This is a genomic window from Streptomyces sp. NPDC003456 (assembly GCF_042878735.1).
GTDB lineage: Bacteria > Actinomycetota > Actinomycetes > Streptomycetales > Streptomycetaceae > Streptomyces.
This window is the reverse complement of sequence record NZ_JBIAOK010000008.1, coordinates 185,735-199,595: the sequence shown is the minus strand read 5'-3', so window position 1 is coordinate 199,595 and position 13,861 is coordinate 185,735. Positions and strand designations below refer to the sequence as shown.

Sequence of the window (13,861 nt, the reverse complement as noted above, 5' to 3'; positions counted from 1 at the left end):
CGACGATGAGCCAGGCGCAGGACCACGAGCAGCCGGGGGCGAACGGGCCCGCCGTCCCGCAGACCCGCACCGCACGCCACCGCCGGATCGTGGACATCCTCAACCGGCAGCCGGTCCGCTCGCAGAGCCAGCTGGCGAAGCTGCTCGCCGACGACGGCCTGACCGTCACGCAGGCGACCCTCAGCCGCGACCTGGACGAGCTGAACGCGGTGAAGATCCGCAACACCGACGGCGACCTGATCTACGCGGTGCCCAGCGAGGGCGGCTTCCGCACGCCGCGGGCGCCGCTGGGCGGTTCGGCGAAGGAGGAGCGGATGCGGCGGCTCTCGCAGGAGCTGCTGATCTCCGCGGAGGCGTCGGCGAACCTCGTGGTCCTGCGCACCCCTCCGGGGGCCGCCCAGTTCCTGGCGTCGGCCATCGACCAGGCCGAGCTGCACGACATCCTGGGCACGATCGCCGGCGACGACACGCTGCTGCTGATCAGCAGGGAGCCGGCGGGCGGGCAGGCCCTGGCCGACCATCTGCTGAACCTGGCCCAGAACGGGCACTGAGGGTCGTCGTTCGGGTGCGGGCGGGCTGTGGCTGATCGCGCAGTTCCCCGCGCCCCCGGGTCGGCTGGGCCGAGGGCATGCGTGCCGCTGGGGGCGGCTCCCGTCCCACCGAGGGCGGCACCCCGTTCCGCCGGGCTGCGGACCCACCCGCCCCCGGCACCGGCTCACCCCAGCCTCGCCGCCAACCCCCCGGTACACCGCACCTCGTCCCCGGCCGTGATCAGCAGCGCCTCCACGTCCGGCAGGGACTCCAGCCAGGCCAGGCCCTCGCGCGAGCCCATCGCGAAGGCCGCCGTCGCCCAGCAGTCCGCCCAGGTCAGCCGCGGGGCCACCACCGTCACGGCGACCAGGTCGGTCACCGCCGAGCGGCCCGTGCGCGGATCGACGATGTGCGCGCCCCGCTCCGCCGTACCCGACGTGGCCACGGACAGCTCGTCGGCCCCGGCGGCCGAGACGACCGCCGCCAGACCGCCCGGCCGCAGCGGGTCGGCCACCCCCACCCGCCAGGGCCGCTGGGCCCCCGGCGTACCGAGGAGCTGCACGTCCCCGCCGCCGTTCAGGTTCACCCCGCAGACCCCGGGCACCTCGGCCAGCCGCCGCGCCGCGCGTTCCACGGCCCAGCCCTTCACGATGCCGGTCGGATCGAGGCGGCCCTCGTAGGTCGTGCTGAACCAGCCGTCGCTCAGCCGCTCCGCCTCGGCGGCCAGGGCGAGCACCTCCGCGACCTCCGGGGCGCAGTCCCCGACCGTCACCTCGCCGCGCCGCAGCCGGGAGACCTGGCTGTCCTCGCGGTAGGTGCTGAACACCTCGTCGACCCGGTGCAGCCCGGCGACCGCCTCGTCCAGGGCCGCGCGCACGGCGGCCGGTTCCCCGCCGCGGACGTCGAAGGAGAAGACGGTCCCCATCGTCTCCTCGGCATGACGCACCGCGGCGGGAGCGTGAGCGGAGCCGGCCATGGTGTCAGCCACCGGCCTGGTCCAGCGCCGACTGGAGGGACTTCTTGTACCCGGCGCTGGTGTAGGTGGCTCCGGAGACGGAGTCGATGTCGGCGCTGCCGGTGGCGACGGCGGCCTGGTTGAGGCGGGGGACGGAGGAGGAGGTGATCTGGTCGCTGCGGCCGCCCTTCGGTGCCTGCACCGCCTCGGCCTTGGTGATCTTCCCGCCCGCGACGGTGATCCGGACCTGCACCGGCCCGTACTCCGTCTGCGCCGCGCTCCCGGTGAGGACCTGCGTCTGCGCCCGGCCGCCCCCCGATCCCGCGGCCTGGCCACCGCCACCGCCACCGCCCGCGCCGCCCTGCGCCTTCGCCTTGTCGAGGGCGGACTGGAGGGACTTCTTGTACCCGGCGCTGGTGTAGGTGGCTCCGGAGACGGCGTCGATGTCGGCGCTGCCGGTGGCGACGGCGGCCTGGTTGAGGCGGGGGACGGAGGAGGAGGTGATCTGGTCGCTGCGGCCGCCCTTGGGCGCCTGCACCGCCTCCGCCTTGGTGATCTTCCCGCCGGCGACGGTGATCCGGACCTGCACCGGTCCGTACTCCGTCCGCGCGGCGTCGCCGGTGACCGTCCGCGCCTGCCCCGAGCCCTGCCCCGAGCCCTGTGCCGCGCCGCCCTGTGCCTTCGCCTTGTCGAGGGCGGACTGGAGGGACTTCTTGTACCCGGCGCTGGTGTAGGTCGCCCCGGACACGGCGTCGATGTCGGCGCTCTGCGCGGCCACCGCCGCCTGGTTCAGGCGCGGCACCGAGCTCGCGGTGATCTGGCCGCTGCGCCCGCCCTCGGGCGCCTGCACCGCCTCCGCCTGCGTGATCTTGCCGTTGCTCATGGTCAGGCGGACCTGCACCGCGCCGTACTGCGTCTGCGCCGCGTCACCGGTGACCGCGCCGTTCACCCCGCCCTGCGGCGCCTGCCCGGCTGCGGCCGGGGGGACCTGCCCGCCCGCCGCCTGGGCGGCACCCGGGTCGGTGGCCGGCTTGAGGGACAGCAGCAGCACGATCCCGGAGACGGTGGCTGCGCCGGCGAGCACGGCACGCCGGACCGGGTGACTCTTCCTCATGGTTTCCCAAACTCCTGAAGGGCTGTTGGTGTCCCGTCGCTCACATCTCGAACGACTCGTGATGGATACGGCGGGCGGGGACTCCCGCACCGCGCAGTGCCTCGTAGACCGACTGCGCGAAGCCGGGCGGCCCGCACATGAAGACGTCGTGGTCGCCGATGTCCGGGATCTTGCGCTGGAGGGACTCGGCGGAGATGTCGGGGCGCTCCCCGTCCGGGCTGTTGACCGCGTACATCAGCCGCGCGCCGCGCTCGTCGGCGATCGCGGCCAGCTCGCCCCACAGGGCCAGGTCCTGGGTGCTGTTGGCCCGGTAGAGCAGGGTGATGTCGCCGGACGCTCCCGGCAGCGTCTCGAACAGGGCCCGCATCGGCGTGATCCCCACCCCGCCCGCGACCAGCAGCACCTTGCCGCGGCTGCGGCGCTGCGCGGTCATGGCACCGTAGGGGCCCTCCGCCCACACCCGGGTGCCGGGCGTCAGGTCCCGCAGCCGCTCGGTGTGGTCGCCGATCGCCTTGACGGTGATCCGCAGCATGTCCGGGCGGGGCGCCGCCGACAGCGAGTACGGGTGCGAACTGAACCGCATCCCCGGCGCCATGAACCGCCAGCGGAAGAACTGCCCGGCCTCCGCGCCCATCCGGTGCAGCCTGCGCCCGCCGATCAGCACGGACACGATCCCCGGGGTCTCCTCGATGACCGCCTCGACGCGCATCCGGTGCCGCAGGTTCAGCCGGATCGGCGTGAGGATCCGGTACCAGACGACCAGGGCGGTCACGGCCCCGTACAGGCCGTACCAGAAGGTCTTCGCGGTGGGTTCGACGGCGAACTCGTTGCCGGTGGTGATCTGGTGCCAGAACGTCAGGTACACGGCGGCGTAGGTCAGCAGATGCACGTGGTACCAGGTGTCGTAGCCGATCACCCGGCGCACGCCGCCGATGGACAGGATCCCGATGAGGAACAGCAGACCCGTGCCGATGGCGGCCTTGCCCATGTCGGGCAGCTGGTTGATGGAGTCGGTCGTCTGCTGGACGATGTCGCCGAGTCCCTTGCCCGCCTGCAGGGCGTAGCCCCACATGATGAGGAAGACGTGGGCGAGGACGAGGCAGAGCGTGTAGCGGCCGGTCATGGCGTGCCAGCGCGCGACCCGGTCCGTCCCCACCCGGCGCTCCAGCGCGGGCACCCGGGCCATCTGGAGCACCACCAGCGCCATGAGGTAGCCGGCGAGCAGACCGGTGATACGGCCCGCGGCCAGGATCTTGCTCGTCGTGTCGGCGAGGGACGGCGTGTTGTCCCACCACAGCCACAGCACGGCCGCCGCACCGGCCCACAGGGCGATCAGCAGCGGGACGGCCGGGGAGCGGCGCGGGCGGATGCGGCGCATCGTCTGGCGGCGGGCGGCACGTCCGCCTGCGAGCGTGGTGGTCACGGTTCCTCCGTGGGGACTTGACCCTTGGCCCACAGATACGTGCGGGGGCACGGGAGTGTTCAGCCGCGCCCGGAGTCGTGTGCGCACCGCTGTGACCGCGGGTAACTCCCGCGCGGCCGCCGGACCGTCACAGACGGGTGACGGCCGTCGGCCCGCTCACCGTCCCCACGGCGATGTGCGGGCGCCGCGCCGGGTCGGCCCAGAGCAGGATCCGGCGCATCGCGTCCTTCGGCACGGACACGCAGCCGGCCGTCGCCCCGCGCCCGTGGACGTGCAGGAAGATGCCCGCGCCGCGGCCCCGCACCGGACGGTCGTAGTTGAAGCCGACGACGAGCGCGTGGGCGTACTGCGTGCGGTAGGTGACGAGGTGTTCCGACTCGGCGGCCCGGCAGTCGGCCGGGCGGGGCTCGGTCCAGCGGTTGTAGGAGCGGGAACCGTTGTCCTGGCACCACCAGGAGTCCTGGCGGACCCGCCGGTAGGGGTACCGCGTGCCGCGCGGGGCCGCCTCGATGCCGAACGCGTAGGGCAGTCCGTACAGCCCGGTCGGGGTGGTGTTCGTGCCCTGCTTGCGCGAGGCGCCCGCCGTGAGGCCGTTCGCCCCGAAGCGCGCGGGTGCGGACCCGGCCCGCACCCAGCGTCCGCTCGCGGCCCGGTCCCACCAGGTGACGGTGCCCGTCGTCGCGTGCGTGCCCCGGGCCACGGCGGTGACCAGCTGGGTGCCGCCGCCGGTGTCCGCCATCCGGGCCGGCAGCGGAGCGGGGGCGGGCGGCCCGGCGCCGAGGGCGAGGAGGGAGGAGACGGCGAGGGCGACGGCACCGGGGCGCATGCCTCAGACCGTAGAGGGCGGCAGCGGGAGCGGCAGCCCGGGAAGTCCGTCCAGGCTCGTGGCGATGTACTCCTTCTTGGTGAAGTAGGCGTCGAGCGAGGCGTCGTCCTCACGGGCGAACCGCTTGCCGTGCAGATCCCGGTCCTCCTCGTACGCCATGAAGGGCACGGCGTAGCCGCAGGTGTCGCGGACGAGTTCGGCGGTGACGACGATGATCGCCCGCAGCCCGTGCGGTGCGGGGTCGATGTCCGGGAAGCGGGCGAGCAGTTCCCCGAAACGGGGGTCGTCGCGGAAGACGGGCTCGCCCCGGCCGTGCACCCGGACGATGTTCGGCGGGCCCTGGAAGGCGCACCACATCAGGGTGATCCGTCCGTTCTCCCGCAGGTGGGCGATGGTCTCGGCATTGGAACCGGCGAAGTCGAGGTAGGCCACGGTGTGCTCGTCCAGTACCGCGAACGAGCCCTTGAGTCCCTTCGGGGAGAGGTTGACCGTGCCGTCGGCGGACAGGGGAGCGGTGGCGGTGAAGAAGACCGGCTGCGCCTCGATGAACGAGCGGAGCCGGCCGTCTATGCACGCGTGTGTCTTTCCCATGTCCAGCCATTATGGGCGACGTTGTTTCGACCGTCCGAGGAATTGCGGGCTCCGGTCGCCCGCCTCCGCCGGACCCGCGGAATCCCCCGACCGTGGCCGCCCCGGCCGGCGCTCCCACGGGGCGGCCACGGCGCCTGTCACCTCACTTGGTGAGCGTGCAGGCGGCCAGGGTGTCGAGGCCCTGGGGCTTGGCGGCGGTGCGGCCGATGGCGGTGGCGATGCGGTTGACGGTGGCGACGCGCTTGTCCTTCAGGGGGCCGAGGATGGCGTTCCGGACGAAGTCGGGTCCGCCCTGTCCGACGCTACTGGCCAGGCGGGTGTTGGCTTCGCGGAGCTGGGTGTCGAGCAGGGTGAGGTTGCGGTCGACCTCGGCTCGGGCGGAGGCGGGGACGGCGGGCAGCTGGGAGCGCACGTCCGGGCAGGTGATCGTCCCTGCGCCCCCGTTCCCGCCGTTGTTGGCATTGCCGCCGTTGCCGGCGTTCCCGCCGTTGTTCGCATTGCCCCCGTTGCCGGCGTTGCCCGCGTTCCCCGTGCCGCCGCCCGCCTGCGGCTTGCCTGCCTGGCCGTTGCCTCCGCCGGTGCCCGCGCCGTTCAGCGTGCAGGCGGCCAGGGTGTCGAGGCCCTGGGGCTTGGCGGCGGTGCGGCCGATGGCGGTGGCGATGCGGTTGACGGTGGCGACGCGCTTGTCCTTCAGGGGGCCGAGGATGGCGTTCCGGACGAAGTCGGGTCCGCCCTGTCCGACGCTACTGGCCAGGCGGGTGTTGGCTTCGCGGAGCTGGGTGTCGAGCAGGGTGAGGTTGCGGTCGACCTCGGCTCGGGCGGAGGCGGGGACGGCGGGCAGCTGGGAGCGCACGTCCGGGCAGGTGATCGTCCCCGGGCCGGCCAGTGTCCGGGCGGAGTCCGCCTTGCTCCCGGACGTCTCCCCGGCGAGGGCGAACCCGGCGATCACCGTGCCGGACAGCGCCACCGCGGCGGCGCCGCCGATGAACGCGACGCGACGCTTGTCGTACTTCGGAAGAGCCCTGGACATGGGGGTGCCTCACTAGGGGTCGGTGTCGTCGGTGTGGGAGACGCGGCGCCTGCGTCCGGCGAGAGATACGGGTAAGCGGTTTCTCGCGTTCAAGGGATCCTCGGATTCCCCGGACGGCCGGATCCGCCCGGTCCCGCCCCGAGCTGGATTGACGAATCATGCAGTGCCCTGCATACTCATGCATACGGATCGTGGTCCGCGGCGCACCCGCCCCGGCTCGCGGAGACCGGCGGGACCTCGTGCACGCAGTAGCGTGCTGACCCGCCTCCCCGGAACCGGGGGAGCGGCGGCACATCGACATCCAATGAGGAGCGCAGCAGGTGAGCAGCAACAGCGGTGATGTCCGGCTCTGGGGCGGCCGTTTCGCCGACGGCCCCGCCGAGGCCCTGGCGAAGCTGTCCGCGTCCGTCCACTTCGACTGGCGGCTCGCGCCCTACGACATCGCCGGCTCGCGTGCCCACGCCCGCGTGCTGCACACGGCGGGCCTGCTCACCGAGGACGAGCTGGAGCGCATGCTCGCCGGGCTCGACCGGCTGGAAGCGGACGTCGCCTCCGGCGCGTTCGTCGGCACGATCGCCGACGAGGACGTCCACACCGCCCTGGAGCGCGGCCTGCTGGAGCGCCTCGGCGCCGACCTCGGCGGCAAACTGCGCGCCGGCCGCTCCCGCAACGACCAGGTCGCGACCCTGTTCCGCATGTACCTGCGCGACCACGCCCGTGTCATCGGCGGTCTGATCGCCGAACTGCAGGACGCGCTGATCGGCCTGGCCGAGGTCCACCCCGACGTGGCGATGCCCGGCCGCACCCACCTCCAGCACGCCCAGCCGGTCCTCTTCGCCCACCACGTCCTCGCGCACGTGCAGTCCCTCTCCCGGGACGCCGAGCGCCTGCGCCAGTGGGACGCCCGTACGGCCGTGTCGCCGTACGGCTCGGGCGCCCTGGCCGGTTCCTCCCTGGGGCTGGACCCGGAAGCGGTGGCGAAGGACCTCGGGTTCGAGCACGGCTCCGCCGGCAACTCCATCGACGGGACCGCCTCACGGGACTTCGTGGCCGAGTTCGCCTTCATCACGGCGATGATCGGGGTCAACCTCTCCCGGATCGCCGAGGAGGTCATCATCTGGAACACGAAGGAGTTCTCCTTCGTGACCCTGCACGACGCCTTCTCCACGGGCTCGTCGATCATGCCGCAGAAGAAGAACCCGGACATCGCGGAGCTGGCGCGCGGCAAGTCCGGCCGCCTGATCGGCAATCTGACCGGCCTGATGGCCACGCTCAAGGCCCTCCCGCTCGCCTACAACCGCGACCTCCAGGAGGACAAGGAGCCGGTCTTCGACTCCATCGACCAGCTGGAGGTCCTGCTGCCGGCCTTCACCGGCATGATGGCCACCCTCACCGTGCACCGCGAGCGCATGGAGGAACTCGCCCCGGCGGGCTTCTCCCTCGCCACGGACATCGCCGAGTGGCTCGTCAAGCAGGGCGTCCCGTTCCGCGTGGCGCACGAGGTGGCCGGCGAGTGCGTCAAGGCCGCCGAGGCGGAGGGCAAGGAGCTGGACGAACTGACGGACGAGCAGTTCGCGAAGATCTCCGCCCACCTGACCCCCGAGGTCCGCACCGTCCTCGACGTCCCGGGCGCCCTCGCCTCCCGCGACGGCAGGGGCGGTACGGCCCCGAGCGCGGTGGCGGTCCAGCTGGGAGAGGTGAAGGCGGACGTGGCGGCCCAGCACGCGTGGGCGGCGGCCAAGGGCGGCGCCCGGTAGCGGCACCGGGAACCGCGCGAGCAGCCGCACCCCGGCCCGTGGCCGGCGCATCGCAGGGAGCCGCGTGCTCGGCGGCGAAGGCCGTCGCGGGAGTTACGTTGGTCGGACGTCGCCGCCGACCGAACGGAGCCCCGCGATGCCCTTTGCCCGCCTGGCCACCGCAACGACCCCCACCTGCCACATCGGCCTCGGCCTCGCCGCCGTCGGGCGCCCCGGCTACATCAACCTCGGCCGGGACCGGGACCTCGGAGCCGACCGCAGCGCGGAAGCGCTGCGCACCCGCACCCACGAACTCCTCGACGCCGCCTACGCCCAGGGCGTCCGCTACTTCGACGCCGCCCGCTCCTACGGCCGCTCGGAGGAGTTCCTGGCCGGCTGGCTCGCGGCCAGGCCGGGCGTCGACGACGTCGTCATCGGCAGCAAGTGGGGCTACACCTACACCGCCGACTGGTCCACCGACGCCGAGCAGCACGAGGTCAAGGACCACACCCTCGCGAACTACGAACGGCAGCGCGCCGAGAGCGACGCCCTGCTCGGCGACCGGCTCGACCTCTACCAGATCCACTCGGTGACCCCGGACAGCCCGGCCCTCACCGACAAGGAACTGCACGCCCGGCTCGCGGAGGCCGCGGCCCAGGGCCTCACCGTCGGGTTCTCCACCAGCGGGCCCGCCCAGGCCGACGCCGTCCGGGCCGCCCTCGCCGTGACGGTCGACGGCGAGCCCCTGTTCCGTACGGTCCAGTCCACCTACAACGCGCTGGAGACCTCCGCAGGCCCCGCCCTCGCCGAGGCGCACGCCGCCGGACTCACCGTGATCGTCAAGGAGGGCATGGCCAACGGCCGCCTCGCGGAGGAGCAGGCGCCGGCGGTCCTCAAGGAGATCGCCGGCCGGAGCGGGCTGGGCTGCGACGCGGTCGCGCTGGCGCTGGTCCTGCGGCAGCCCTGGGCCGGTGTCGTCCTGTCCGGCGCGGCCACCACCGCCCAGCTGGCCTCCAACCTGCACGCGGCGGTCGTCGACCTCGACGACGACCAGCTGGAGCGCCTCGCCGGCCTGGCCGAGGAACCGCGGGCGTACTGGACGCGGCGCGGACAGCTGCCCTGGCACTGACGACCCCGTCCGGCTGACGGAACCGCACCGCCCTGAGTCACCCACGCCCACAATGAGACATTGATGTCTCATTCGGTGTATGGTTGTCTCATGGCTGTCGATCCCGACCACGTGCTGCGCTCCGCCGCGGCCCTGCTGACGCGCAAATCCACCGCGACCATGGACGAGGTCGCCAGGGCCGCCGGGATCAGCCGGGCCACCCTGCACCGGCACTTCGCCGGGCGGGACGCCCTGGTCCGCGCCCTGGAGTCGCTCGGCATCGCCGAGTGCGAGGCCGCGCTGCGAGCGGCCCGGCTGGACGAGGGCACGGCGAGCGAGGCCGTGCGCCGGCTGGTCGGCGCCATCGAACCGGCCGCCGGACTGCTCGCCTTCCTCTACACCGAGAACCAGCTGTTCGAGGGCGAGGAGCAGAACGCGGGCTGGACCGAGATCGACGACCGGATCTCCGCCCTGTTCCGGCGCGGCCAGCGCAGCGGCGAGTTCCGCATCGACCTCACGCCCGCCTGGCTCACCGAGGCGCTCTACGGCCTGCTGGCCTCCGGCGCCTGGCTGGTGCAGAGCGGCAAGGGCGCCCCCAAGGACTTCCAGCACATGATCGTCGAGCTGCTGCTCGGCGGCGCCGTCAGAAGAGAGGAATCATGACCAGCACCCTGCAGGCGGCCGAGACGGAGGCGGCGAAGCGCCCGGGCCGGTGGCTCGCGCTCGGCGTCCTCGTGCTCGCCGTACTGCTGGTGGCCGTCGACGCGACCGTCCTCGGTCTCGCGACCCCCTACATCAGCGAGGACCTCGAGCCCTCCGGCACGCAGCTGCTGTGGATCGGCGACGTCTACTCGTTCGTCATCGCCGGCCTGCTCGTCTCGATGGGCAGCCTCGGCGACCGGATCGGGCGCAAGCGGATCCTGCTCGTGGGTGCCACGGCGTTCGGGGCGATATCCGTCCTCAACGCCTACGCCACCACGCCCGAGATGATGATCGTCGCCCGGGCGCTGCTCGGGGTCGCCGGTGCGACGCTGATGCCGGCCACGCTCGCCCTGATCCGCAACCTCTTCCACGACCCCCGCGAGCGCAGCCTCGCCGTCGGCATCTGGGGCGCCACCGCCTCGGCGGGCACGGCCGTCGGCCCGATCGTCGGCGGGTTCCTGCTGGAGCACTTCTGGTGGGGCTCGGTCTTCCTGATCAACCTGCCCGTGATGGCCGTCCTGGTCCTCGTCGGCATCAAGCTGCTGCCCGAGTCGCGCACGGAGAACCCCGGACCCTGGGACCTGGTCAGCGTCGTGCTGTCGCTGGTCGGCATGATCGGCGTGGTGTACGCCGTCAAGGAGACCGCGACGCACGGCTTCGCCTGGAGCCCCCTGGCCGCGTGCCTGCTGGGCGCGGCCGCCCTCTACGGGTTCGTCCGCCGCCAGCTCAGGCTCCCGGCGCCGCTGCTGGACATGCGGCTGTTCCGCAAGCGCGGCTTCAGCGGGGCCGTCCTGGCCGACCTGCTGACCATCCTCGGCCTGTCCGGGCTGGTGTTCTTCCTGTCGCAGTACCTGCAACTGGTGCAGGGCAGGCGCCCGCTGGAGGCCGGCCTGGCCGAACTGCCCGCCGCCGTCGGAGCGGTGGTGGCCGGGCTGATCGCCGGGCGTGCGGCGCGCCGCTTCTCCGTCCGGTCCGTCGTCTCCGGCGGGCTGGCGGCGATCGGCCTGGCGCTGGCCGCCCTGACCGTGATCGACCAGTCCACCGGCTACCCGCTGCTCGGCAGCGCCCTGCTGGTGGTCGGGGTCGGCGCCGGCTTCTCGTTCACCGTCACCGCCGACGTGATCCTCTCCAGCGTGCCCAAGGAGGAGGCCGGTGCCGCGTCGGCCGTGTCCGAGACGGCGTACGAACTCGGCGCCGCGCTGGGCATCGCCGCGCTCGGCTCGATCGTGACGGGCGTCTACCACGACTTCACCGGTCCGGCCGGCACGCCGGACGCGGCGCACGAGTCACTGGGCGGCGCGGTGGAGGCGGCGACGCACATGCCGCCCCGCGATGCCGCCGTGATGCTGGACGCGGCCCGCACGTCCTTCGTCGACGGACTGGCCCTCGCGGCGGGCGTCGGCGCGGCGGTCCTGCTGGCGGCGGCGGTGGCGGCGTGGTTCCTGCTGCGCCACCAGCGCCTGGAATCGACCCCGACCCATCCCTGACCCCCGACCGCCCCTGAGGGCCAACCCCCTCAGGGGCGCGGGGAACCGCGCGAAAAGCCCCGCGGGCCCGCAGCCGCCGGACAACCGGTCACCGGCGACGGCACCCGCAGCCCGCCGGAGACTACGCCGCTTCCTTCGCCTTGCTGGCGTACATGTCCACGTACTCCTGCCCGGACAGCCGCATGACCTCGGCCATCACCGAGTCGGTCACGGCCCGCAGCACGTACCGGTCCCGGTCCATCCCCTCGTACCGGGAGAACTCCATCGCCTCGCCGAAGCGCACCGTGACCTTGCCCGGCCGGGGCAGCCCCGCCCCGCCCGGCTGCAGCTTGTCCGTGCCGATCATGGCGAACGGCACCACCGGCGCGCCCGTCATCAGCGTCAGCCGGGCGATGCCCGTCCGGCCGCGGTACAGGCGGCCGTCGGGCGAGCGCGTGCCCTCCGGGTAGATGCCGAAGATCCGGCCCTCCTCCAGCACACGGCGGCCGGTCATCAGCGCGGCGACACCGCCCCGGCCGCCGTCGCGGTCGACCGGGATCATGCCGACACCGGTGAAGAACCAGGCCATCAGCCGGCCCTTCAGGCCCTTGCCGGTCACGTACTCGTCCTTGCCGATGAAGACGACCTGCCGGTCGCAGACCAGCGGCAGGATCATCGAGTCGATGAAGGTGAGGTGGTTGCCCGCCAGGATGACCGGACCGTCGCCGGGAATGTGCTCCGCGCCCTCCACCTGGGGGCGGAACATCAGCCGCATGATCGGGCCGAGCACTGCCTTGATGAGCGCGAAGCGGGACAACGGACCCTCCGGTGTCAAGGGATGCGATATGAGTCTGTGCAGGTGAGGACGATACTCGTGGGGCCCGTGGTCACGCACATCGGGCACGGCGACTTAACCGAGTCCTTACGCACTGTTGACGCGGCTTCACCTGCGGTGACGCGGCGCCGACCGTGCGTGACGCGTCCGGCAGGTGTGACACACATCGCCCCGCGGCACACCCTTCGCGTTCCCGGAACCGGCGGGACGAACCAGCCCGGATGCTACGAACCGTCAATTCACCGTCCCCATCCGCCACGGGTGACATCCCGCGTCACCCGCGTGTTCCGCCCGCGGTCTCCCGCCGGTCATGTACGCGCCCCTACGATCGGCCCGCACTGACGGGCACGACGGCAGGAGGCGCTCATGGGAACGCACGAGTCGAACGAGGAAACGACCGGCACCGGACGGCGGGCGCTGCTCGGCGCGGCGGTGCTCGGCGCCGGCACAGCGGTCCTCGGCATGGCCGGAACGGCGAGAGCCGAAGGGGCCCGGCACGGCGGCGGGGGACTGGACAGCCTGCCCAGGCCGACGATCATCGGCCACCGGGGCGCCAGCGGCTACCGCCCCGAGCACACCCTCGGCTCGTACCAGCTGGCCCTCGACATGGGGGCCGACATCGTCGAGGCGGGCGACCTGGTCCCCACCAGGGACGGGCATCTGGTCTGCCGTCACGAGCCGGAGATCGGCGGCACCACCGACGTCGCCGACCACCCCGAGTTCGCGGGCCGCAGGACGACCAAGCTCCTCGACGGCGTCTCCACCACCGGCTGGTTCACCGAGGACTTCACGCTCGCCGAGCTGAAGAGCCTCCGCGCGATCGAGCGCATCCCGGCCAACCGCCCGCACAACACCCTCTACAACGGCCGCTGGGAGATCCCCACGTTCGAGGAGGTCCTGCGCTGGCAGGACGAGCAGACCCGCAAGCGCGGCAAGCAGGTGTGGATCTACCCCGAGCTCAAGCACCCCACCTACTTCCGCAAGCAGGGCCTGCCGCTGGAGGAGCGGGTCGCCAAGCTGCTGCGCAAGCACCGCAAGGACCGCCGCACCTCGCCGGTCGTCCTGCAGTCCTTCGAGCCGACGAGCGTCGAGCGGCTCGACACACTGGTCGGCAACCCCCTGGTCGTGCTGCTGTCGTCGGCCGGCTCCCGCCCCTGGGACTTCGTCGAGACCGGCGACCCGCGCACCGTCGCCGACCTGGTCAAGCCGGCCGGCCTGCGCGAGATCGCCTCGTACGCGCAGGGCATCGGGCCGACCCTGGACCTCGTGATCCCGCGCGACGCGCAGGGCCGGCTCACCACACCGACCACGCTGGTCGCCGACGCCCACCGCGCGGGCCTGATCCTGCACCCCTACACCCTGCGCAACGAGAATCCCTTCCTGCCCGCCGAGTTCCGCAAGGGCACGGACGCGGACGCCTACGGTGACGTCTTCGGCGCCTACCGGGCCTACTTCGCGACCGGCATCGACGGCGTCTTCACCGACCAGCCCGACACCGGACTGCTGGCGCGCGAGGACTTCCGCGCCCGCTGACCGGCGTCAAC

13 protein-coding genes are annotated in these 13,861 nt (G+C 72.9%); 6 read left to right on the top strand and 7 right to left on the bottom strand.

Going from position 1 to position 13,861, the window contains the following annotated elements:
- Nucleotides 1–5 precede the first annotated feature (5 nt).
- Complete coding sequence (locus tag ACFYWG_RS30450; protein WP_376332649.1) at nucleotides 6–551, top strand: arginine repressor; 546 nt, start codon at nucleotides 6–8, stop codon at nucleotides 549–551.
- 164 nt (nucleotides 552–715) lie between these two features.
- On the opposite strand, the gene ACFYWG_RS30445 is transcribed toward ACFYWG_RS30450, so the two are convergent.
- From ACFYWG_RS30445 to ACFYWG_RS30420, 6 genes are all read right to left on the bottom strand, one after another.
- The gene (locus ACFYWG_RS30445) at nucleotides 716–1,507 is read right to left on the bottom strand and encodes an FAD:protein FMN transferase (protein ID WP_376332651.1); all 792 of its coding nucleotides are present in this window, start codon (nucleotides 1,505–1,507) and stop codon (nucleotides 716–718) included.
- 4 nt (nucleotides 1,508–1,511) lie between these two features.
- Nucleotides 1,512–2,600 carry an FMN-binding protein gene (locus ACFYWG_RS30440; protein ID WP_385417335.1) on the bottom strand — a complete coding sequence of 363 codons (1,089 nt, stop codon included), beginning with the start codon at nucleotides 2,598–2,600 and terminating at the stop codon, nucleotides 1,512–1,514.
- A gap of 40 nt (nucleotides 2,601–2,640) precedes the next feature.
- A complete protein-coding gene (locus ACFYWG_RS30435; protein WP_383502039.1) occupies nucleotides 2,641–4,023 on the bottom strand; it encodes a ferric reductase-like transmembrane domain-containing protein in 1,383 nt (460 codons plus the stop codon).
- Between the two features lie 127 nt (nucleotides 4,024–4,150).
- Entirely contained in the window at nucleotides 4,151–4,849 is a 699-nt protein-coding gene (locus ACFYWG_RS30430) for a L,D-transpeptidase (protein ID WP_385417341.1), read from the bottom strand.
- Nucleotides 4,850–4,852: 3 nt separating this feature from the next.
- Complete coding sequence (locus ACFYWG_RS30425; RefSeq protein WP_383502045.1) at nucleotides 4,853–5,440, bottom strand: pyridoxamine 5'-phosphate oxidase family protein; 588 nt, start codon at nucleotides 5,438–5,440, stop codon at nucleotides 4,853–4,855.
- A 142-nt stretch (nucleotides 5,441–5,582) separates the two neighbouring features.
- On the bottom strand, nucleotides 5,583–6,470 hold the full coding sequence (locus ACFYWG_RS30420; RefSeq protein ID WP_389204259.1) for a hypothetical protein: 888 nt from the start codon (nucleotides 6,468–6,470) through the stop codon (nucleotides 5,583–5,585).
- Nucleotides 6,471–6,790: 320 nt separating this feature from the next.
- Between ACFYWG_RS30420 and argH the strand changes: the two genes are divergently transcribed.
- The 4 genes from argH to ACFYWG_RS30400 all read left to right on the top strand — a co-directional run bounded on the left by argH (nucleotide 6,791) and on the right by ACFYWG_RS30400 (nucleotide 11,503).
- Complete coding sequence (argH, locus tag ACFYWG_RS30415; RefSeq protein ID WP_389204258.1) at nucleotides 6,791–8,227, top strand: argininosuccinate lyase; 1,437 nt, start codon at nucleotides 6,791–6,793, stop codon at nucleotides 8,225–8,227.
- A 136-nt stretch (nucleotides 8,228–8,363) separates the two neighbouring features.
- Nucleotides 8,364–9,335 (top strand): aldo/keto reductase, encoded by a 972-nt coding sequence (locus ACFYWG_RS30410; RefSeq protein WP_389204257.1) that lies wholly within the window; start codon nucleotides 8,364–8,366, stop codon nucleotides 9,333–9,335.
- Nucleotides 9,336–9,425: 90 nt separating this feature from the next.
- Entirely contained in the window at nucleotides 9,426–9,977 is a 552-nt protein-coding gene (locus ACFYWG_RS30405; protein WP_383502057.1) for a TetR/AcrR family transcriptional regulator, read from the top strand.
- On the top strand, nucleotides 9,974–11,503 hold the full coding sequence (locus ACFYWG_RS30400) for an MFS transporter (protein ID WP_389204256.1): 1,530 nt from the start codon (nucleotides 9,974–9,976) through the stop codon (nucleotides 11,501–11,503). The genes ACFYWG_RS30405 and ACFYWG_RS30400 overlap by 4 nt, the downstream gene beginning before the upstream one ends.
- A 121-nt stretch (nucleotides 11,504–11,624) precedes the next feature.
- Here ACFYWG_RS30400 and ACFYWG_RS30395 read toward each other — a convergent pair whose 3' ends face one another.
- Nucleotides 11,625–12,299 (bottom strand): lysophospholipid acyltransferase family protein, encoded by a 675-nt coding sequence (locus tag ACFYWG_RS30395; protein ID WP_376332215.1) that lies wholly within the window; start codon nucleotides 12,297–12,299, stop codon nucleotides 11,625–11,627.
- Between the two features lie 384 nt (nucleotides 12,300–12,683).
- On the opposite strand from ACFYWG_RS30395, the gene ACFYWG_RS30390 reads away from it, so the two are divergent.
- Nucleotides 12,684–13,850: a glycerophosphodiester phosphodiesterase gene (locus ACFYWG_RS30390; RefSeq protein ID WP_389204255.1), complete on the top strand. Its 1,167-nt coding sequence runs from the start codon at nucleotides 12,684–12,686 to the stop codon at nucleotides 13,848–13,850.
- The last annotated feature ends 11 nt before the right edge of the window (nucleotides 13,851–13,861 follow it).